This is a genomic window from Propionivibrio sp. (genome assembly GCF_047602565.1).
Classification (GTDB): Bacteria; Pseudomonadota; Gammaproteobacteria; order Burkholderiales; family Rhodocyclaceae; genus Propionivibrio.
Genome location: NZ_JASGGX010000001.1, coordinates 1,339,415 through 1,359,267 on the forward strand (window position 1 = coordinate 1,339,415; position 19,853 = coordinate 1,359,267).

Sequence of the window (19,853 nt, forward strand, 5' to 3'; positions counted from 1 at the left end):
ATCCACCTCCGCTCAGGAAGCAAGGAAGGCGCGGATCAGCGCCGAGAGCCGTTCGACCAGCTCGCGGCCCTCGTCCGCGCTGAAATTCAGGGCGGGCAGCAGACGCACGACCCGCTCGGCGGTAACGTTGATCAGCAGCCCGGCGTCGAGGCCGCGCTGCACCAGTTCGCCGCACGGGCGATCGAGCTCGATGCCGATCATCAGGCCCATGCCGCGGATGCCGACGACGCCCGGCACGCCGGACAGCGCCTGCGCCAATCCCTCGCGGACGACTTCGCCGACGGACACCGCGTTGACCAGCAGGTTTTCCTTCTCGACCACTTCGAGGGTGGTCAGCGCCGCCGTGGTCGCCAGCTGGTTGCCGCCGAAGGTCGAGCCGTGGTTGCCCGGCTGGAACAGCCACGCCGCCTTGCCGGCCGCCAGGCAGGCGCCGATCGGCACGCCGCCCGCGAGGCCCTTGGCCAGGGTGACCACGTCCGGGCGGATGCCGGCGTGCTGGAAGCCGAACCAGGTGCCGGTCCGCCCCATACCGCACTGCACCTCGTCGCAGATCATCAGCCAGCCGTTCTCGTCGCACAGTTTGCGCAGGCCGCGCTGGTACTCCAGGTCGGCGACGTAGACGCCGCCCTCGCCCTGGACGATCTCCAGCATCACCGCGACGACGTTCTTGTTGTGCTCGCCGATCGCGCGCACCGCCTCAAGATCGTTGAACGGCACGCGCACGAAGCCGGCCACCAGCGGCTCGAAGCCCGCCTGGACCTTGCGGCTGCCCGTCGCCGACAGCGTGGCCAGGGTGCGGCCGTGGAACGAATGCTCCATGACGATGATCGCCGGATTGTCGATGTCCTGCCGGTGCCCGTAGAAACGCGCCAGCTTGATCGCCGCCTCGTTGGCCTCGCAGCCCGAGTTGCAGAAGAACACCTCGTCCATTCCGGACAGCTCGGCCAGCTTGTCCGCCAGCCGCTCCTGCTGCGGCATGCGGTAGATGTTGGAGGTATGCAGCAGGCGGCCCGCCTGCGCCGAGATCGCCGCGACCAGGGCCGGATGGTTGTGCCCCAGCGTATTGACGGCGATTCCCGACAAGGCGTCGAGATACGCCTTGCCCCCGGTATCGGTGAGCCGGCTGCCGTTGCCGTGGCTGAACGCCACCGGCAAGCGCGCATAGGTATTCATCACGTGCGACATCTTCAACCCCTAAAGCTGAGGTGCATAAATGAAACGGCGGCTTGCGCCGCCGGAACCCATCGCCGCCTGCCGGCACCTGCGTGGAACACGCCGCCAGCCGGAAATGCAGGAAGGGAAATTCTATGGGAAAACGTGGGGATTGTATAGCCGGACGGCCAAGACAAACGGCGCCCGCAGGCGCCGTCGAATCAGGCTCCGGCGTTCCCGGACGATCAGGCGGCGAGCGCCTTGATCTGCGCCGACAGGCGGCTCTTGTGGCGGGAGGCCTTGTTCTTGTGGATGATCTTCTTGTCCGCGATGCGGTCGATCACCGACACCGATTCCTGGAAAATGCTTTGGGCGGCCGCCTTGTCGCCAGCGACAATCGCCTTCTGCACACGCTTGACGGCCGTACGCAGGGTGGAGCGCAGGCTGGCGTTGTGGGCGCGTTGCTTGACGGCTTGACGGGCACGCTTGCGGGCTTGTGCGCTGTTGGCCATGAATTGATCCTCGGAAAAAGCTGTTGAGTTACGGAAACCCGCGATTCTACAAACTTGGCGGGAGGAAGGCAAGCGATCAAGGCGATCGCACGAATGTGGCAGGGCTCGGCTGGCGGAGTGGCGTGGATCGCCGGCCTGGGCGGCGGCACGGTGGGCGCGCCGGCGATCCGCCGGGTTCAGGACGCCCTGACCGGCGCGTCCGCGGCGGCTTCGGCCGGCGCGGCGTGCCCGGCCGGCGACCAGACGCTGTCGGCCGGGCCGTTCGCCAACCGGCGCGCGGTGGCGCGGGCCATCCCCAGGAAGCACAGGCCGCCGGCCAGCGCCGTGGCGTTGACGCCCAGGCTGGCCGGACTGCCGTGCGCCCACAGGCCGAGCGCCGGGAAGAGCCAGGCGAGCAGCGTGGTCAGCGGGATCATGAAAGTAAACAGCGCGGCGGCGACCAGCAGGTGCACGGAGGCCCGCGCGGCGCCGCGCAGGAAGGCCCAGCCGACGCCGGCGAAGAACACCGCGTAATAGACGTAGCGGTGCCAGGCGCCGAGGTCGGCAACCTGCCCGGACAGCCATTTGCCGGCGACGATGGTGGCCGAGACGCCGGCGACGCAGCCCAGGCAGACGCCGACCGTCGCCGCGGCGAGCAGGCGGACGTCGCGGCGCTGTTCCGGCGCCGCGCCGCCGTCGCGCGCGGCCTTGCGGCGGCGGCTCTCGATCCACAGCAGGTTGCCGCTGTAGAACAGCCAGGCGCCGGCCAGCCCGAGCAGGAAATAGGCCCATTGCACCGGCGTGCCGCCGAAGGTGGCGAAATGCGCGGCGAAGAAGCTGCTGACCAGCGTGTGCGCACCGTCCTGGCGGCCGGGCAGGTAGTCGGCGCTGACGATGCGGCCGTCGTACGGATCGATCGCCACGAAGCCGCCGGCCGCGCGCGGCGACAGCGCCGCCGCGTCGTGGCCCCACACCCGGACGACGGCGCGCGGGCTGGTCGTATTCAGATATTGCAGCGCGTTCGGCGCGAAACCGGGCGAGAGTTCGTGCACGCGGGCCAGCAGTTCCGCCGGCGCCAGCAGGCTGGCGGGATCGCGCGCGGGTCCCGGCGGCGCCTTGCCGCGCCCGCCGCCGGCGAAGGCGGCGGTCAGCTTGCCGTCGTGGAACATCCGGTCCTGCAGGTGATAGATGCCGTCGTGGAAGGCGAACACCACCGCGGTCAGCGCCATGACCAGATGGAACGGCAGGCTGACGATGCCGACCACGTTGTGCGCGTCCAGCCACATGCGCTTGAGGTTCCGCCCCACGCGCAGCGCGAAGAAGTCCTTGACCAGCGAGGGCAGCAGCACGACGACACCGGAGATCAACGCCAGCGTATAGAGCGCGGCGACGACGCCCATCACCCAGCGGTTCGGGTCGGTGTCGAAGGGCAGGCCGACGACGCGATGCAGCACGTCGATGAAGGCGCCGACCTGCGCCGGACGGGCTTCGTCCACCCGCGCCGTACCGTCGGCCTCCAGCGTCGCGGTGTAGTGGCGGGCCGACGAGGCGTCGTGGTCGTCGGCGTCCGCTTCGCGGACGTGCCAGCTCAGGCGGGCCGGCACGTGCTCGGCGGCCTGCAGGTGCAGCCGGAAATCGCGGGCGGCGTCGGGCCGGCTGGCCAGCACCTGGGCGATCAGCGCCGGCGCGTCTTCCAGCGGCACGGCGGCGGCGCCGGCCGCCGGCGGCGAGGCCCAGCGCGCCAGCGGTTCCTTGAAGACGGTCAGGGCGCCGGCGTAGAAGGCGATGAACAGGGCCATGCCGGAGAGGATGCCGGTCCAGGTGTGGACCGCCTTGTAGATTCGGACGTAGTCGGAACGCATGGCGTTTTCCTTGCCGCTTCAGGGCAGGCGCACGGCGGCCAGCAGGCCGAGGATCAGCGCGTTGGCGCCGGCCAGCCAAGCCCAGGCCAGCCGGCCGCTGGTGAAGAAATAGCAGCCGCCGAGCACGGCCAGGGCGATCGGCGGCACCATCCACATGGCTATCTGGCCGCGGATGCTGGTAGCCATGCCCGGCGCCAGTTCGGTGAACAGGCCGCTGCACAGCATCGCCAGCGTGAAGCCGAGCAGCATGCCGGCCAGCGTCTTGGACAGCCAGTCGCGCCGGATCGGAGCAGGCTTGGCCGGCGTCATGATTTCCCCCGCGGGCCGCGCAGCGCGCCGAAATAGGGGAAGGCGACGAACAGCAGCATCAGGCCGGTGGCGAAGGTGAACACGGCGGCGACGCCCTGCATGTCCCGCCACAGGGCGGCCAGCCCGGCTGCCAGCAGCAGGCAGCCCGCCGGCCTTCCAGCCGGCCGGGCACGCTCCAGCCAGCGCTGGTTCGGCGACGCCAGGTAAATGCCGGCGCAGCCGAACGGCAGCAAGGCCAGCCCCACGACGAACAGTTCGCTCATTTTCAGGAATCCCGTGGAATGGCGGACGCCGGCCGGGCCATGTCCGGGCTGGCGTCCAATCAAGAATGATTCTTATTCTCCCGATTTCGGTCTGGCCGGTCAATGCATGCCGGCGGGCGGACGGGACGCCGCGTCCGCCATTAGCGGCTAAGATGGCGGCTTTCGATGCGCCGCCGCCCCGATGAACCTGCTCAAAGCCCTTGCCACCGTCAGCAGCATGACCTTTCTCTCGCGCATTCTGGGGTTCGTGCGCGACTTCGTGATCGCCCGCATTTTCGGCGCGGGCGTGATGACCGATGCCTTCTTCGTCGCCTTCAAGCTGCCCAACCTGCTGCGCCGGCTGTTCGCCGAGGGCGCCTTTTCGCAGGCCTTCGTGCCGATCCTCGGCGAATACAAGAACCGGCTCGGCGACGGCGAGGCGAAGCGCCTCGTCGATCGCGTCGCCACCCTGCTGCTCTTCGTGCTGGTCGTGGTCACCCTGCTCGGCATGGCGGGGGCGCCGCTGCTCGTCTACATCTCGGCGCCCGGCTTCGCCGCCGAACCGGAGAAATTCGCGCTGACCGTCGAGCTCACGCGCATTACCTTCCCCTACATCCTGTTCATGTCGCTGGTGGCACTGGCCGGCGGCGTGCTCAACACGTGGAACCGCTTCGCTCTGCCGGCCTTCACGCCGGTGCTGCTCAACCTCGCGTTCATCGCCATGGCCCTGTTCGCCGCGCCGTGGTTCGCGCGCCCGGTCCTGGCGCTGGGCTGGGCGGTGTTCATCGGCGGCGCGCTGCAGCTCGTCTTCCAGGTTCCCAGTCTGCGACGCATCGGCATGCTGCCGCGCTTTGCGCTCGACTGGCGCGACGCCGGCGTGCGCCGCATCCTGAAACTGATGGCGCCGGCCGTGCTCGGCGTCTCGGTGTCGCAGGTCAGCCTGCTGATCAACACCATCTTCGCCTCGTTCCTCGGCACCGGCAGCGTTTCCTGGCTGTACTACGCCGACCGGCTGATGGAGTTCCCCTCGGGCATGCTCGGCGCCGCGCTCGGCACGATCCTGCTGCCGTCGCTGGCCAAGTACCACGCCGGCCAGAAACTCGACGAGTATTCCCGGCTGCTCGACTGGGGGCTGCGCCTGACCCTGCTGCTCGCCGCGCCGGCGGCGGTCGCGCTGGCGATCATCGCCGTGCCGCTGATCGCCACGCTCTTCCACCACGGCGCCTTCGCCGCCGACGACGTGTTCAAGACGCGCGACGCGCTGGTCGCCTACAGCGTCGGCCTGCTCGGCCTGATCCTGGTCAAGGTCCTCGCGCCGGGCTTCTACGCCCGGCAGAACGTGCGCACGCCGGTCAAGATCGGCGTGGTGACCCTGTGCGTCACGCAGGCGCTCAACCTGGCGCTGATCGGCTGGCTCAAGCACGCCGGCCTGGCCCTGTCGATCGGCCTCGCCGCCTGCCTCAACGCGGCGCTGCTCTACCGCGGCCTGCGCCTGCAGGGCATCTACACGCCGCAGCCGGGCTGGCGGGTCTTTTTACTCAGGCTGGCGGCGGCACTCCTGGCGATGGGCGCGGCGCTGTGGTTCGCCGCCGGCGGTCCCGGACCGTGGCTGGAATGGCGCCTCGCCGCGCGCCTCTGGCGGCTGGCGCTCGTCGTCGGCTGTGGCGCCGGCGTCTATTTCGCTACACTATGGCTTGTCGGCTTTCGTCTTGGGGATTTCCGGCGGCGCGCCGCCGAGTGAACCTCTGAATGATCCTGCGTGACCTTACGGAGAAACGACCATGAAACTGAGCAGCGACAGCTTCGCGGACGGACAAGCGATCCCGGGCGATTTTTCCTTCTGCATCCCGGACCCGGAACACCACGTCTGCCTCGGCAAGAACCTGAATCCGCACCTGGCCTGGATCGAGGTCCCGCCGGGCACGCTCTCGTTCGCGCTGATCTGCCACGATCCCGACGTCCCCAGCCAGGGCGACGATGTCAACCAGGAAGGGCGCACGGTGCCCGCCACGCTGCCGCGCGTGGATTTCTTCCATTGGGTGCTGGTCGATCTTCCCGCCGAGGTCACCGCGATCGAGGCCGGCGAGTTCTCCAGCGAGGTCACCCCGCGCGGCAAGGGCGGCCCGGCCGCGCCGCACGGCGCGCGGCACGGCATCAACGATTACACGGCGTGGTTCGACGGCGACGGCGACATGCGCGGCGACTATTTCGGCTACGACGGTCCCTGCCCGCCGTGGAACGACGAAATCCGCCACCGCTACGTATTCACCGTCTTCGCGCTGGACGTGGAGCGCCTGCCGGTGGAAGGACGCTTCAACGGCCAGCAGGTGCGCGAGGCGATGCGGGGGCACATCCTGGCGCAGGCCAGCCTGACCGGCCTCTACGCGCTCAATCCGGCGATCGGCGCCTGAGCCGGCACCGGCGCACCCGGGCGGCGACCGCCCGGGTTTAAAACCCTCTGCCTCTTCGTTTCCCGAAACCCCGGCGATCCGCCTAGCCGAGCGCCGCGAAGACCGCCCGGGTGATCGCCTCGACGCTGCCGACGCCCGACACCTTGCGGAATTTCGGCGCCGCCGGATCGCCGGTCGCCGCCCAGCGCGTGTAGTAGTCGATCAGCGGCTGGGTCTGCGCATGGTAGACCTCCAGCCGCTTGAGCACCGTCTCGCGCGAATCGTCGTCGCGCTGCACCAGCGGCTCGCCGGTCACGTCGTCCCTGCCCTCGACCTTCGGCGGATTGAACTTCACGTGGTACGTGCGGCCGGACGCCAGGTGGACGCGGCGGCCGCTCATGCGTTCGACGATCTCGGCGTCGTCCACCTCGATCTGCAGGACCGCGTCCAGCGCCACGCCGGCGGAGCGGATGGCCTCGGCCTGCGGGATGGTGCGGGGAAAGCCGTCGAACAGGTAGCCGGCGCGGCAATCGTCCTGCCGCAGGCGTTCGCTGACCAGCCCGACGATGGTGTCGTCGGAGACCAGGCGCCCCTGGTCGATGACCTTCTTGGCTTCCAGCCCGAGCGGCGTTCCCGCCTTGATCGCCGCGCGCAGCATGTCCCCGGTGGATATCTGCGGAATCCCGAACCTGTCGCAAATGAACTTGGCCTGCGTCCCCTTCCCTGCGCCCGGCGGACCGAGCAATATCAGTCTCATGATTTTCCTCGTACGTTGAACCGACAAAACCCGACAAAACCGGCCGGGCCGCGCCCTCTCCCCGGGCGCGACAATCTCAGGCGTTCCTGGCGAACCACTCCTGCATGCGCGCCGCGTCCTCGGGCGTGTCGACCCCCGGCATCGGCAGGTGGTCGGACACCAGCACGCTGATCCGGTAGCCGTGCCACAGGGCGCGCAGCTGTTCGAGCGCCTCGAAGCCCTCCACCGGCGACGGCGCCAGGCGGGCGTAGGCGCGCAGGAACCCGGCGCGGTAGGCGTACAGGCCGATGTGCCGGTAGGCGGGAAGGCCCGCGGGCAGCGCGTCCTTCCGGGCGGCGAAGTGATCGCGCGCAAAGGGAATCGGCGCGCGCGAGAAGTACATCGCGTCGCCGTCGGCCCTACACACCACCTTGACCACGTTCGGCGCGAAGAAGTCGGCGGGGTTGTCGATCGGGTGCGCCAGGGTGGCGATGTCCGCCCCGCTTGCGGCGAGCTGGCCGGCCGTGCGGGCGATCAGCTGCGGGTCGAGCAGGGGTTCGTCGCCCTGCACGTTGACCACGATCGTATCGTCGCCCCAGCCGCGCTGCTCGACGACCTCGGCGAGACGGTCGGTGCCGGTCGGATGATCGGCGCGGGTGAGCAGCACCGAAAGGCCGTGGGCTTCGGCCGCGCGCACCACGTCGGGATGATCGGTAGCCACCCAGACTTCCTCGGCGCCCGACTGAACCGCGCGGTCGGCCACGCGCGCGACCATCGGCTTGCCGCCGAGATCGAGCAGGGGTTTGGCCGGCAGCCGGGTCGACGCGTAGCGCGCCGGCACCACGGCCTTGAAACCGACGCTTGCCGACGGCATCAGAGGTCCTCCTCGGAGAGGCGGCGCGCCTGATCCTCCAGCATGATCGGAATGTCGTCGCGCACGGGGAACGCCAGTTTGCAGGGCTTGCACACGAGTTCGGACGCCGCCTTGCGATATTCGAGATTGGCCTTGCAGATCGGGCAGACGAGGATGTCAAGCAGACGTGCGTCCATGCAGTTTCTCCAGAATGATATCCAGCAGCGAACTTCCGTCCGGAGCATCGTCGATGCAGGCTTCCACCGGCAACACCCACGCCTCGGACAAAGCCAAACCTGCGCATTTTACTGCATCCTTCTCGGTCATAAGAAGCACGCCGTGACGGGCGAAAGCCAGATCGTCGGCGCCATAGGCCTGGTGATCGGGAAAGGGATGCGCCGAGAATTCGAGCCCCATCGCGGCGAGCTGCGCGAAAAACCGCGACGGGTCGCCGATGCCCGCCAGGGCGTGCAGGTTCTTCCCCCGCAAATCCTCCGCCGAACACGTTTTCCGCGGATCGTCCAGGGCCGTGAAACGCCGCCCGAACAAATGCATCGGGAAACACGGCGCGCCGGCCGCAGGCACGTTCGCGGCGCCGCCGTTGAACACCACCGCCGTCACGCCGGCCAACCGGGCCAGGGGCTCGCGCAGCGGGCCGGCGGGCAGCAGGCGCCCGTTGCCCGCGCCGCGCCGGTCGAACACGGCGATCTCCACGCGCCGGGCCAGCCGGTAATGCTGCAAGCCGTCGTCGGAAACCAGCACGTCGCACTCCGGGTGGGCGGCGAGCAGCGCCTTGCCGGCGGCGGCGCGGTCGCGCCCGACGAACACCGGCACGCCGCCGCGCCGCGCCAGCAGCAGCGGCTCGTCGCCGACTGCGGCGGCCGCCGAGTCCGGCAGCACCGGCCGGACCGCCTCGCCGCCGCCGTATCCCCGGCTGACGATGCCGGGATGCCGGCCGCGTGCGCGCAGGCGCTCCGCCAGCCAGAGCACCAGCGGCGTCTTGCCGCTGCCGCCCACCGTCAGGTTGCCGACGACGATCACCGGCACGGGCAGCGCAACCGCCGCCAGGATTCCTTTGCGATAGAGAAAGCGCCGGAGCGCGGCGATGCCGCGAAACAGCCACGACAGGGGCAGCAGGGGCAGCAGGAGCGGCGAGAGTCGCGCGCGGAACCACAGGCGGGGCAGACGTTGCGCGAGGCCGCCGCGGCTCATGGGATGACCCGTCCGCCGCTCAGCGCGGCGCTTGCGTGGCGAAGGAGATGTGCGGATAACCGGCCGTCTGGGCCGCCTGCATGATGTCCACGACGCTCTGGTGCGTGGCCTTGGCGTCGGCGTTGATCACGATCAGCGGGTCCTGCCGGTCGCCGGCCGCGCGCCGCAGGGCCTCGCTGATCGAGCGCACGTCGGTGGCCGCCAGCGGCGTCTTGTTGACCAGCACCTGGCCGGCGGCGGTGACCGCGACGTTGACCTCGTTGGGCTGCTCCGCCTGCTTGCTCGCATCGGCGGTCGGCAGGTTGATCTCCAACCCCGAGAACTTGGCGTAGGTGGTGGTCAGCATCAGGAAGATGATGATCACCAGCAGCACGTCGATCAGCGGGATCAGGTTGATTTCGGGTTCGTCGTGGCCGCGGCCGCGCTGGAAGTTCATGGCCGCGCCCTCACGCCTGGCGCTCGCCGTGCAGGATCTCGACCAGGCGGATCGCCTGCTGCTGCATGTCGATGACGAAACTGTTCACCAGCGCCCGGAAGTGGCGCCAGAAGATCATGCTCGGGATGGCGATCAGCAGGCCGAAGCCGGTGTTGTACAGCGCCACCGAAATGCCGTGCGCGAGCTGCACCGGGTTGCTGCCCGTCGGCGCCTGCGAACCGAAAATCTCGATCATCCCGACCACCGTGCCGAACAGGCCCATCAGCGGACTGATCGAGGCGATCGTGCCCAGCGTGGTCAGGTAGCGCTCCAGGTCGTGGGCGACCACGCCGCCGGTTTCCTCGATCGCCTCGCGCATCACCTCCCGCGAACTGCCGACGTTGCGCAGGCCCGCGGCGAGCACCCGGCCGAGGGGCGACTGCGCTTCCAGCGCGGCGAGGGACGATTCGTTCACGCCCTGCTGCCGATAGTCGGCGACCACGCGCTGCAGGAGCCCGGCGGGCAGCACCTTGGCCTGGCGCAAGGCGGCCAGCCGCTCGATGATCAATGCGACGGCGACAATCGATGCGAACAGCAAGGGCCAGATCGGCCAACCGGCCGCCAGAATGATCGAAAACACGCTTTCTCCCTCATGATGATTCGAGCATGAGACTTTAGCCCGAGCGACTGCGGGCGGCAAGTCCTGTATCGTTCGCGCGCCGCGCTCCTTGTCCACATATTCTGTGGATAACTTTGTGGATCACTCCTGAGGAAGCCACGTAAGCCCTCTTTGCCAAAGGCTTTTTGACACTTTGCAGAAAAAAGAGGCATGTAATATTTTTCATTTGAAATCAAGAAGATAATAAAATACCCAGGCTACGTCAGGCTTTGCCGCCGGTTCCTCCCCGCAAACGCAGCAAAGATGTGCATGATTTGACAAGAATGTAGAATCGATGCATGGATGAGACCCGTTCCTCTGCCGCAGGCCTTGCGGCGCCTGCCCCTATCCTGACCATTTCGCTGCTCAACCGCCTGGCGCGCGAGCGGTTGGAGAGCGCGTTCCCGCTCTGCTGGGTCGCGGGCGAGATTTCCAATCTGACCATCGCCGCCTCGGGGCATGCCTATTTCTCGCTGAAGGACAGCGCGGCGCAGGTGCGCTGCGTGATGTTCCGCAACCGCGCCCAGCTGCTCGGCTGGCGGCTGGAGAACGGCCAGCACATCGAGGCGCGCGTGCTGGTCACGCTCTACGAGGCGCGCGGCGATTTCCAGCTGAACGTGGAAACCGCCCGCCGGGCCGGCGTCGGCAATCTCTACGAACGGTTCCTGCGGCTCAAGGAAAAGCTGGAGCGCGAGGGGCTGTTCGCCGCAGAGGGCAAACGCCCGCTGCCGGCCTTTCCGCGGCGGCTCGGGGTGGTGACGTCGTTGCAGGCGGCGGCGCTGCGCGACGTCCTGATCACGCTGAAACGCCGCGCTCCGCACCTCGACATCGTGCTCTATCCCACGCTGGTGCAAGGGGACGAAGCGCCCGCGCAGATCGTCGCCGCGCTCGAAACCGCCAGCCGGCGGCGCGAATGCGACGTGCTCCTGCTGTGCCGGGGCGGCGGCAGCCTGGAAGACCTCTGGGCGTTCAACGACGAAGCGGTGGCCCGTGCCATCCGCGCCTGCCGGGTGCCGGTGGTCAGCGGCATCGGGCACGAAACCGACTTCACCATCGCCGACTTCGCCGCCGACCGGCGCGCCGCCACGCCGACGGCCGCCGCCGAAGTCGCGGCGCCGGAACGCGCGGCCTTGCAGAACCGCCTGCTCGATCTGCGCAACGCCCTGGCGTACCGCATCGCACGGCGCCTGGAAGCCGGCGGCCAGCGGCTCGACCTGCTGGCCCGCCGCCTGGTCCACCCCGGCCAGCGCCTCGGCCGGCAACGCGAACAGCTCGACGCCCTGCAACGCAGGCTGGCGGCGGCGCTCCGCCAGACCGGGGCGCTCGGCCTCGCCCGCCTGGCCCGGATCGGCCAGCGCCTGCGCCTGGCGCGGCCCGATACGCAGGCGCGGCGGGCCCGGCTGGAAAGGCTCGGCGACGGCATGCGCAACGCCTGGCTGGCCGACCGCAACCGGAAGATGGCCCTGCTTGCGCGCCTCGCAGCCGGCCTCTCGCACCTTGACCCGCGGGAGGTCATGGCGCGCGGCTACAGCATCGTGCGCGACGCCGAAGGGCGCATCGTCAGGGACAGCCGGGCGCTGGAACCAAACCATGCGGTCACTGTCTCTTTCCACTCAGGTGAGGCGGAGGCCCGGATCACCTCGGTACGTCACTGAACAGAATGCACCAAGCCGCCGGCGGCATTCGCCGGCGGAAAAAAACCAAGACCAACACCGCTCTTACTCGATCAAGGAGACATGATGGAACATCAACTACCGCAACTTCCTTTCGCGCAGGACGCGCTTGCCCCGCACATCTCGAAGGAAACGATTGAATACCACTACGGCAAGCACCACCAGGCCTACGTCACCAACCTGAACAACCTGATCAAGGGCACCGAATACGAGAACCTCGATCTGGAAGCCATCGTCAAGAAGGCGCCAGCCGGCGGCATCTACAACAATGCCGCGCAGGTATGGAACCACACCTTTTTCTGGAACAGCCTGAAACCGAACGGCGGCGGCGCCGCGTCCGGCGCGCTGGCCGAAGCGATCAACAAGAAATGGGGATCGTTCGACGACTTCAAGAAGGCTTTCCAGACCTCCGCCGTGGGCAATTTCGGCTCCGGCTGGACCTGGCTGGTCAAGAAGTCCGACGGATCGGTGGACATCGTCAACATGGGCGCCGCCGGTACCCCGCTGACCACCGGCGACAAGGCGCTGCTGTGCATCGACGTGTGGGAACACGCCTACTACATCGACTATCGCAACCTGCGCCCGAAGTTCGTCGAGACCTTCCTGAACAGCGTCGCCAACTGGGGCTTCGCGGAGAAGAACTTCGCCGGCTGATCGCGGTTATTTCAGGATAAAAACTCGTAAATACGAGCCTGAGTCAAAAAGGGAGCCGTCGGCTCCCTTTTTCATTGCCGTTTCACGATCACGACTGGAGCCAACATGACCGACCACATGCCGGACGACTTGTCCGCCGCCGGCCGCGACTTGCGCGCCTACACCGACGAGTTGCGCCCCAGGCATCCGGTGGTCAGAAACGTCGCCGGCGAATGGGTGCTGCTCAGGCATGCCGACGTCGTCGCGGCGGCCCTGGATCACGAGCGGTTCTCCAGCAGAGTCTCCCGTTACCTGCAGGTCCCCAACGGCTTCGACGGCGAGGAGCACGCCCGCTACCGGGAAGTCATCGCGCGCTACCTGAGCCATGACGCGCTGGCCCCGTTCGTGCCCGTCTTCGCAAGTGTGGCGGCCCGACTGATGGCGGAATTGCCCCGGCGCACGGTACTGGACGCCGTGAGCGAAATCGGCGCCGTGTTCGCCGTACGTGCCCAGTGCAAATGGCTGGGTTGGCCCGCCGAGCTGGAACCACGCCTGCTGGCGTGGATGGAGGAAAACCACGCCGCCAGCCGCTCCGGGGACCGTGCCTGGATGGCGGACGTGGCCGACCAGTTCGACCGGATCATTCTCTCGGTCATCCTACCCCGCCGGGCAGCGGCAGGCGACGCGCCCGACGACGTGACCACCCGGCTTTGCCGCGAGGTGGTGGACGGGCGCTTGCTGACGGAGGCGGAGCTGGTTTCGATCCTGCGCAACTGGACCGGCGGCGACCTGGGCTCCATCGCGCTGTGCATCGGCGTACTCGTGGCCCAGGTCGCCGGGCAGCCGGAACTGGCGGAGCGGCTGCGTACGGCCCCGGACGGCGAAGTGGAAGCGGCCATCGATGAGATTCTGCGCCTCGACGACCCGTTCGTGTCCAATCGACGCATCACCACCTGCCCGGTGCGGATCGGAGGCCAGGAGATCCCCGGCGGTGCCCGGGTCAAGCTGCACTGGACTTCGGCCAACCGCGACGAGGCCGTCTTCGACGACAACCGCTTCGACCCCGAGCGGAACGCGGCAGCCAACCTGGTCTACGGAATCGGCGAGCATGCCTGCCCTGGGCGGCTGCTGGCTACCTGGGAATTGCGCATTGTGCTGCAGGCCTTGCTGGCGTCGGTGCAGAGCATCGAGCTGGCGCCCGGCCAACCGCCTGAGCGGGAAGTGGCGCCCGTGGGCGGGTACCGCCGGGTGCCGGTGATATTGCGCTAATGTCGTGCTGCCTGCTGTCCGGAACTCAAATCGTGCCGCGAACGCCTTCCCGTCTTGAGTCAGCCGCACATCCACGGGGCCACGGACGATTTCCCGATCGGAAACACCCGGAATGTGTTAGGATCGCACCTCCTCGCCGCGCCATTCATCAGTCTTGGCGCGCGCCCGATCCGGCTCGGCGGCATCGCCTGGCCTGACCCAACAATCCCTGTGCGTCTGCCCAGACTGGTTCGTGCATCCGCGGTCATCCGCGCACGCAGGGCAGATGCCTGGAGTCCACACACGTGAAATTCACCGAACTGGGTCTCGTCCCCGAGATCCTGCGCGCCATTGCCGATCAAGGCTATGAAACCCCCACCCCGATCCAGGCCCAGGCCATCCCCAAAGTCGTCGCCGGGCATGACCTGATGGCCTGCGCCCAGACGGGCACCGGCAAGACCGCCGGCTTCACCCTGCCGATCCTCAACCGCCTGGCGAGCAGCAAAACCACCGGACCGCGCAAGATCCGCGTACTGATCCTGACCCCGACGCGCGAACTGGCGGCACAGGTCGAGGACAGCGTCCGCACCTACGGCGCCCATCTGCCCTTCAGGTCGCTGGTCGTCTTTGGCGGGGTCGGCATCAACCCGCAGATCGCGGCGCTCAAGAAAGGCGTCAACATCCTGGTGGCCACGCCCGGCCGCCTGCTCGACCACGCGCAGCAGCGCACCGTCAACCTGTCGGGCATCGACGTGCTGGTGCTCGACGAGGCCGACCGCATGCTCGATATGGGCTTCATCCACGACATCCGGCGCGTGCTCGCCCTGCTCCCGAAGAAGCGCCAGAACCTGCTGTTCTCGGCGACCTTCTCCGACGAGATCCGCACGCTGGCCGGCAGCTTCCTGGTCGATCCGGAATACGTCGAATCCGAACGCCGCAACACCGCGCCGGAACTGGTCAAGCAATACGTTTACAGGGTCGACCGGGAGCGTAAGCGCGACCTGCTGGTCGACCTGATCCAGGAAAAAGGCTGGTCCCAGGTGCTGGTGTTCACGCGCACCAAATGGGGCGCCAACGGCCTGGCCGAAAAGTTGCTCAAGGCCGGCATCGGGGCCGATGCCATCCATGGCAACAAGAGCCAGAACGCCCGCACCCGGGCGCTCGCCGATTTCAAGAGCGGCAAGCTGCACGTCCTGGTGGCCACCGACATCGCGGCGCGCGGCATCGATATCGATGAACTGCCGCATGTCGTCGAACTACGAGTTGCCGAACGTGCCTGAGGACTACGTCCATCGCATCGGCCGTACCGGCCGCGCCGGCTCTGAAGGAGCGGCCGTCTCGCTGGTTTGCGTCGATGAGCACAAGCTGCTGAAGGACATCGAGCGGCTGATCAAGAAGCCGATCGACGTGGTGGCGCATCCGGGGTACGAGCCCGACCCCAGCATTCGCCCCGAACCGATCCAGGTGCGTTCGGCCGGAGCACGCGGCGGACAACGCCCAGGGGGCGGGCGCCGGGGAGGCGCGGCGCGGGCGACCACACCGAAAGTTCCGGCAAAGACAGCGGCCCCGGCCGGCAAGCCCGGCGGCGGCGCGGCGCGGCGCAGGAAGGCGCGCGACGGGAAGCAAGCCTTATGACCTATGAAGAACACCTCGACGAGGTGACCACGCTGATCACCGAAAAATACGCGCTGGCGGATCGAGACGCCATCGAAATGGTGATGCTTGCCCAGGCGGACGACTACTTCAGCGGCCACGACGACGACCCGTCGATCTGTACCCTGGACCGCGCGCACGAAGACGCGCGGACGGTGTTCAAGAAGTACGGGGCCAGGAAGCCCAATTGAGGAAGCGGATCGGCGCAGGTCTGATTAAATGACAGGAACGGGATTCTTACCGACTATTCGCAACTGCGCTGGTCGATGAGCGCTTCGGCCGAGGACACGACGTCGGCCAATCCGGCCGTTCGTTTGCCTGGGTCTATCGGTCGGCAATGCACGGTTACCTTGCCCCACTTTTCCCGAGCACGCGTTCCTTCGCCAGAGCTTCCGCCTCGATGACGTCCTTCTTCGCCTGCGTTTCCGCGTCGATGATCTGCACCTTGTTGGCGGCCTCGATGCGTGCGTAGTTTTCCTTGGCCAGCGCATCCGCCTGGATTATCCGTTCCTTGGCCTCGGCTTCCGCGCGCAGAACCTGTTCCTTGCCATCCGATTCGGCCCGAATGGCATCCGCTTTGCTCTCGAACGGCTGCGCGCTGGCGCCGCTCGTCCACTTCACCAGGTTCAGCGCAATGAGCAGCGATGCCAGCAGAATGCAGAACAGGCCGGGGGAACTCACCTTGATCGCCAGGGAACCGAACTCCGCAGCGCTGCCTCTGAAGGCCGAGGCGCCTTCGATGCCCATCACGAAAAGAGAAAAGCCGATCGAGATGAGTGCGAAGCAGAAGCCAAGCAGGAGTGTGGCCTGCCTCTCTTCGGATTGAGCCATTCTCTGGTAGATCTCGAAGAGCCTGGTGACAAACGCGCCGGACGAATCCGTCATTTCGTCATTTCGCGCCACTCCGGCGGTGGCATTGCCCTGGGTCTGGCGGCTGGGGACCGTCGATGCCTCCGGGGTGGCTTGCGACTGCATCGCTTGCACGGCATGACCGTAGCTTTGCGGCGAGGGTCCTAAAAACATCAGAATCCAGGCGAGAACCATATTGAGCACGGCGATGGTGATGCCCGTGACGATCAGGCCTTTCGACCACCGCGAGTCCCGCGCATGAAGAGGGCTTTCGTCCATGAGCCGTCCCTGTCAGGCGGCCACCACGATAGGGAAGACGGCCCGCAGGCCGTCGCCCTCCGGCGCAAAAGTCACGGTCAGCGCGGCGCGGTCGGCCACGCTCAAGCTGCGCCATAGAAAATCGCGAGGGTTGCCGGGATCGCCCGCGACATACACCTGTGTGGTCAGCAGCTCGCGCGAGCCGAGCCTGACCTTGATGTGAATATGCGGAGTACGCCCGCTGTAGGCCACCGGGCGGATGGTGTGAAAGCGGTAACCGCCGTCGGCCGCCACCGTGACTCTGCCAAACCCCTGAAACCGGCTGTCTGCCGCGCCGCCGTCGCCGGGATGGTGATAGTGGCCCGCATGGTCGCACTGCCAGATTTCGACCTGCGCGCCGGCAACCGGCCGTCCGGCAAGGTCGCTGACCCGCCCTGCGAGCCAGACCCGCTGCCCTTCCGGATAATTCAGGGCGCCGTTCTTTAAAAGGTCGTAATCGGCATCCTTGGGAAAAACGACCGGATAAAACGGGCCTTCGGTTTGCGCCGGCGTGGCTCTCCGGCCCTGGAACGGCTGGGCCAAAGCATCCATGCACAGGGACGGCGCGCCCACCAGCACGGCAACGACGGCGCGGCGGCGCAGCAGTCCATGAGGCGTCATTGAAGAAAGCGGGGCGGCAGGGCGCATGAGAGATCTCCAGGCACTGACTTTCGAGGCGGCCGACAGGACGAAGTTCCGGATTTCGCCAGGAAGAACCCATTGGCTCCTCTCGCGGCGACGGCGATGGCCCCGCTCAGCCGTACTGTATATAATCACAGTATTCAAGGAATCCGCCATGTCCGTTCGCCCCCCGCGTTTCATTTGCCCGTATTGCCATTCCCCGATTGATCCGGGCCGGATGGAAACCGCCCTGAAAGGCGCCGCCGAATACCGCGTCTGCCCGGAATGCGACGTCCCGGTCGCGCTGCAACCGCAGTCCCCCGTTTCACGGGAACGGCCGGCGGAGCCGTGCCGTCCATGAGCGCAGCGGCGGCCGGAATCCCGGCCTACCTCGCCCGCCTCAACGATGCGCAGCGCGCGGCGGCGACTCACGGCATCGGCGAAACGGACGTCTGCGCGCCCCTGCTGATCATCGCCGGCGCCGGCACCGGCAAGACCGACACCCTGGCCCACCGCGTGGCGCATCTGCTGGCCCACGGCGCCGATCCGGACCGGCTCCTGCTGCTCACCTTCTCGCGCCGCGCCGCCGACGAAATGACCCGGCGGGTGCAGCGCATCGCCGGCCAGGTCTCGCCCCGCCACGCCCGGCTGGCGGAGGGCGGTTTCGCCTGGGCCGGCACCTTTCACGGCGTCGGCGCCCGGCTGCTGCGCGACTACGCCGGCCGGATCGGCATCGACCCGGCGTTCACCCTCCACGACCGGGAAGATTCCGCCGACCTGATGAACCTGGTGCGCCACGAGCTGGGCTTCTCCGGCCAGGGCAAGCGCTTTCCGCTCAAAGGCACCTGCCTGGCGATCTATTCCAGCGTGGTGAATACCCAGGCGGATCTGGCGACCGTGCTGCAGACCACCTACCCGTGGTGCAGCGAGTGGGAGGCGCAGCTGAAGCCGCTGTTCCTGGCCTACGTCGAAGCCAAGCAGGCGCAGCGGGTCCTCGACTACGACGATCTGCTCCTCTATTGGACACAGATGGTCGGCGATGCCGAGCTGGCCGGGGAACTCGGCCGCCGCTTCCCCCATGTGCTGGTCGACGAATACCAGGACACCAATCCCCTGCAGGCCGCGATCCTCCTGGCCATGAAGCCGGACGGCCGGGGCCTGACCGTGGTCGGCGACGACGCCCAGTCGATCTACCGCTTCCGCGGCGCCACCGTGCGCAACATCCTCGACTACCCGGGGCGCTTCGACCCGCCGGCGCGGGTGATCGCCCTCGAACGCAACTACCGCTCGACGCAGCCCATCCTCGCCGCGGCCAACGCCGTCATCGCCGAGGCCCGGGAACGTTTCACCAAGGACCTGTGGAGCGAACGCGCCGCCGCGCAAAAGCCGGTGCTGGTGACCGTGCGCGACGAGACGGACCAGGCCGCCTGCGTGGCCGGGCACGTCCTCCTGCGACGCGAGCAGGGCGTGGCGCTCAAGGCCCAGGCCGTGCTCTTCCGCTCCGCGTCGCACAGCGTCCGCCTGGAGATCGAGCTGACCCGGCGCAACATCCCGTTCGTGAAGTTCGGCGGCCTCAAGTTCCTCGAAGCCCGGCACGTCAAGGACATCCTGGCCCTGCTGCGCTGGGCGCAGAACCTGCGCGACCGCGTCTCCGGCTTTCGGGCGCTCCAGCTCCTGCCCGGCATCGGCCCGAAGACCGCCAGCCGCATGCTCGACAACCTGCAGGCGGCAGCGCCGGGTTGCCTGCTGCTGGCCGAACAGCCCGTGCCGGAGAAGGCTCGGGCCGAGTGGCTGGAATTCGTCGCGCTGCTGGACGGGCTGGAGCAGGCCGGCGCCTGGCCGCTGCCCCTGGAGCAGGTGACGCGCTGGTACGACGCGCAGATGGAGCGGCTGTTCGAAGACGCCGAGACGCGCCGCGCCGACGTCCAGCAACTGGCGCGCATCGCGGCTACGTACCCGAGCCGGGAACGCTTCCTCACCGAGCTGACGCTCGACCCGCCGGAGGCGAACGCCAGCGAAGCCGGCGTCCCCTTGCACGACGAGGACTACCTGATCCTGTCGACCATCCATTCAGCCAAGGGCAAGGAATGGAAGGCGGTATCGATCCTCAACGTCGTCGATGGCGGCCTGCCCTCCGACCTGGCCACCGGCAGCGAAGAGGAGATCGAGGAAGAACGGCGCCTGCTGTACGTGGCCATGACCCGCGCCAAGGACCATCTCGAACTGCTGGTGCCGCAGCGTTTCTACACCACCGGGCCGACGGGCGGAGGCGACCGGCACGTCTATGCCGGCCGCACGCGCTTCATTCCCAATCGTCTGTTGAAATACTTCGAGGAGCGCAGCTGGCCGCTGCCGGAGCTGCCGGGCTTCGAGGAATGGCAGCGCCGGAATCCAATGGAGCCCGGACAACGCCTCGACCTCGCGGCACGCATGCGGGAAATGTGGAAATGACGGGGAGCGCCGGCGGACTCGCCGGACGGCCGGCAGAGGCGGCTACGTGGAGGCGCTTCGTCCGGTCCGGGAACGCGACGTCGGCCTTTGCCGGCATTTGATCGCCTG

General features: G+C 67.8%; 22 protein-coding genes. 9 read left to right on the plus strand and 13 right to left on the minus strand.

Going from position 1 to position 19,853, the window contains the following annotated elements; translation table 11 throughout:
• Positions 1-12: 12 nt before the first annotated feature.
• The 5 genes from QM701_RS06110 to QM701_RS06130 all read right to left on the minus strand — a co-directional run bounded on the left by QM701_RS06110 (position 13) and on the right by QM701_RS06130 (position 4,077).
• The gene (locus QM701_RS06110; RefSeq protein WP_415166201.1) at positions 13-1,185 is read right to left on the minus strand and encodes an aspartate aminotransferase family protein; all 1,173 of its coding nucleotides are present in this window, start codon (positions 1,183-1,185) and stop codon (positions 13-15) included.
• Between the two features lie 212 nt (positions 1,186-1,397).
• Positions 1,398-1,664, minus strand: a complete 267-nt coding sequence (gene rpsT / locus QM701_RS06115) for a 30S ribosomal protein S20 (RefSeq protein ID WP_415166202.1) — start codon at positions 1,662-1,664, stop codon at positions 1,398-1,400.
• Positions 1,665-1,840: 176 nt separating this feature from the next.
• A complete protein-coding gene (locus QM701_RS06120) occupies positions 1,841-3,505 on the minus strand; it encodes a PepSY-associated TM helix domain-containing protein (protein ID WP_415166203.1) in 1,665 nt (554 codons plus the stop codon).
• An 18-nt stretch (positions 3,506-3,523) separates the two neighbouring features.
• Positions 3,524-3,814 carry a hypothetical protein gene (locus QM701_RS06125; RefSeq protein ID WP_415166204.1) on the minus strand — a complete coding sequence of 97 codons (291 nt, stop codon included), beginning with the start codon at positions 3,812-3,814 and terminating at the stop codon, positions 3,524-3,526.
• Positions 3,811-4,077, minus strand: a complete 267-nt coding sequence (locus tag QM701_RS06130) for a hypothetical protein (RefSeq protein WP_415166205.1) — start codon at positions 4,075-4,077, stop codon at positions 3,811-3,813. Before QM701_RS06130 ends, QM701_RS06125 begins: the two co-directional genes overlap by 4 nt.
• Before the next feature lie 181 nt (positions 4,078-4,258).
• Between QM701_RS06130 and murJ the strand changes: the two genes are divergently transcribed.
• The gene (gene murJ, locus QM701_RS06135; RefSeq protein ID WP_415166206.1) at positions 4,259-5,797 is read left to right on the plus strand and encodes a murein biosynthesis integral membrane protein MurJ; all 1,539 of its coding nucleotides are present in this window, start codon (positions 4,259-4,261) and stop codon (positions 5,795-5,797) included.
• Between the two features lie 40 nt (positions 5,798-5,837).
• On the plus strand, positions 5,838-6,467 hold the full coding sequence (locus QM701_RS06140; RefSeq protein ID WP_415166207.1) for a YbhB/YbcL family Raf kinase inhibitor-like protein: 630 nt from the start codon (positions 5,838-5,840) through the stop codon (positions 6,465-6,467).
• A gap of 82 nt (positions 6,468-6,549) precedes the next feature.
• Here the strand turns inward: QM701_RS06140 and adk are convergent, their stop codons facing one another.
• The 6 genes from adk to QM701_RS06170 all read right to left on the minus strand — a co-directional run bounded on the left by adk (position 6,550) and on the right by QM701_RS06170 (position 10,302).
• On the minus strand, positions 6,550-7,203 hold the full coding sequence (gene adk / locus QM701_RS06145; RefSeq protein ID WP_415166208.1) for an adenylate kinase: 654 nt from the start codon (positions 7,201-7,203) through the stop codon (positions 6,550-6,552).
• A gap of 76 nt (positions 7,204-7,279) precedes the next feature.
• Entirely contained in the window at positions 7,280-8,056 is a 777-nt protein-coding gene (kdsB, locus tag QM701_RS06150) for a 3-deoxy-manno-octulosonate cytidylyltransferase (RefSeq protein WP_415166209.1), read from the minus strand.
• On the minus strand, positions 8,056-8,232 hold the full coding sequence (locus QM701_RS06155) for a Trm112 family protein (protein WP_415166210.1): 177 nt from the start codon (positions 8,230-8,232) through the stop codon (positions 8,056-8,058). The genes kdsB and QM701_RS06155 overlap by 1 nt, the downstream gene beginning before the upstream one ends.
• On the minus strand, positions 8,213-9,247 hold the full coding sequence (gene lpxK / locus QM701_RS06160) for a tetraacyldisaccharide 4'-kinase (protein ID WP_415166211.1): 1,035 nt from the start codon (positions 9,245-9,247) through the stop codon (positions 8,213-8,215). The genes QM701_RS06155 and lpxK overlap by 20 nt, the downstream gene beginning before the upstream one ends.
• A 19-nt stretch (positions 9,248-9,266) precedes the next feature.
• On the minus strand, positions 9,267-9,683 hold the full coding sequence (locus tag QM701_RS06165; protein WP_415166212.1) for an ExbD/TolR family protein: 417 nt from the start codon (positions 9,681-9,683) through the stop codon (positions 9,267-9,269).
• Between the two features lie 10 nt (positions 9,684-9,693).
• Complete coding sequence (locus tag QM701_RS06170) at positions 9,694-10,302, minus strand: MotA/TolQ/ExbB proton channel family protein (protein WP_415166213.1); 609 nt, start codon at positions 10,300-10,302, stop codon at positions 9,694-9,696.
• A gap of 317 nt (positions 10,303-10,619) precedes the next feature.
• Here QM701_RS06170 and xseA point away from each other — a divergent pair, with 317 nt between their 5' ends.
• From xseA to QM701_RS06200, 6 genes are all read left to right on the plus strand, one after another.
• On the plus strand, positions 10,620-11,975 hold the full coding sequence (gene xseA / locus QM701_RS06175; RefSeq protein WP_415166214.1) for an exodeoxyribonuclease VII large subunit: 1,356 nt from the start codon (positions 10,620-10,622) through the stop codon (positions 11,973-11,975).
• A gap of 84 nt (positions 11,976-12,059) precedes the next feature.
• Entirely contained in the window at positions 12,060-12,647 is a 588-nt protein-coding gene (locus tag QM701_RS06180) for a superoxide dismutase (protein ID WP_415166215.1), read from the plus strand.
• Positions 12,648-12,752: 105 nt separating this feature from the next.
• On the plus strand, positions 12,753-13,895 hold the full coding sequence (locus QM701_RS06185; RefSeq protein ID WP_415166216.1) for a cytochrome P450: 1,143 nt from the start codon (positions 12,753-12,755) through the stop codon (positions 13,893-13,895).
• A gap of 284 nt (positions 13,896-14,179) precedes the next feature.
• Positions 14,180-15,154: a DEAD/DEAH box helicase gene (locus QM701_RS06190; protein ID WP_415166217.1), complete on the plus strand. Its 975-nt coding sequence runs from the start codon at positions 14,180-14,182 to the stop codon at positions 15,152-15,154.
• Positions 15,120-15,509, plus strand: coding sequence for a hypothetical protein (locus tag QM701_RS06195; RefSeq protein ID WP_415166218.1), 390 nt, complete (start codon positions 15,120-15,122; stop codon positions 15,507-15,509). Before QM701_RS06190 ends, QM701_RS06195 begins: the two co-directional genes overlap by 35 nt.
• Positions 15,506-15,718, plus strand: coding sequence for a hypothetical protein (locus QM701_RS06200; RefSeq protein WP_415166219.1), 213 nt, complete (start codon positions 15,506-15,508; stop codon positions 15,716-15,718). The genes QM701_RS06195 and QM701_RS06200 overlap by 4 nt, the downstream gene beginning before the upstream one ends.
• Positions 15,719-15,872: 154 nt before the next feature.
• On the opposite strand, the gene QM701_RS06205 is transcribed toward QM701_RS06200, so the two are convergent.
• Positions 15,873-16,655, minus strand: a complete 783-nt coding sequence (locus QM701_RS06205) for a hypothetical protein (protein ID WP_415166220.1) — start codon at positions 16,653-16,655, stop codon at positions 15,873-15,875.
• Between the two features lie 12 nt (positions 16,656-16,667).
• Positions 16,668-17,321: an intradiol ring-cleavage dioxygenase gene (locus tag QM701_RS06210; RefSeq protein WP_415166221.1), complete on the minus strand. Its 654-nt coding sequence runs from the start codon at positions 17,319-17,321 to the stop codon at positions 16,668-16,670.
• A 330-nt stretch (positions 17,322-17,651) separates the two neighbouring features.
• On the opposite strand from QM701_RS06210, the gene QM701_RS06215 reads away from it, so the two are divergent.
• Positions 17,652-19,745 carry an ATP-dependent helicase gene (locus QM701_RS06215; protein WP_415166222.1) on the plus strand — a complete coding sequence of 698 codons (2,094 nt, stop codon included), beginning with the start codon at positions 17,652-17,654 and terminating at the stop codon, positions 19,743-19,745.
• Positions 19,746-19,853: the final 108 nt, after the last annotated feature.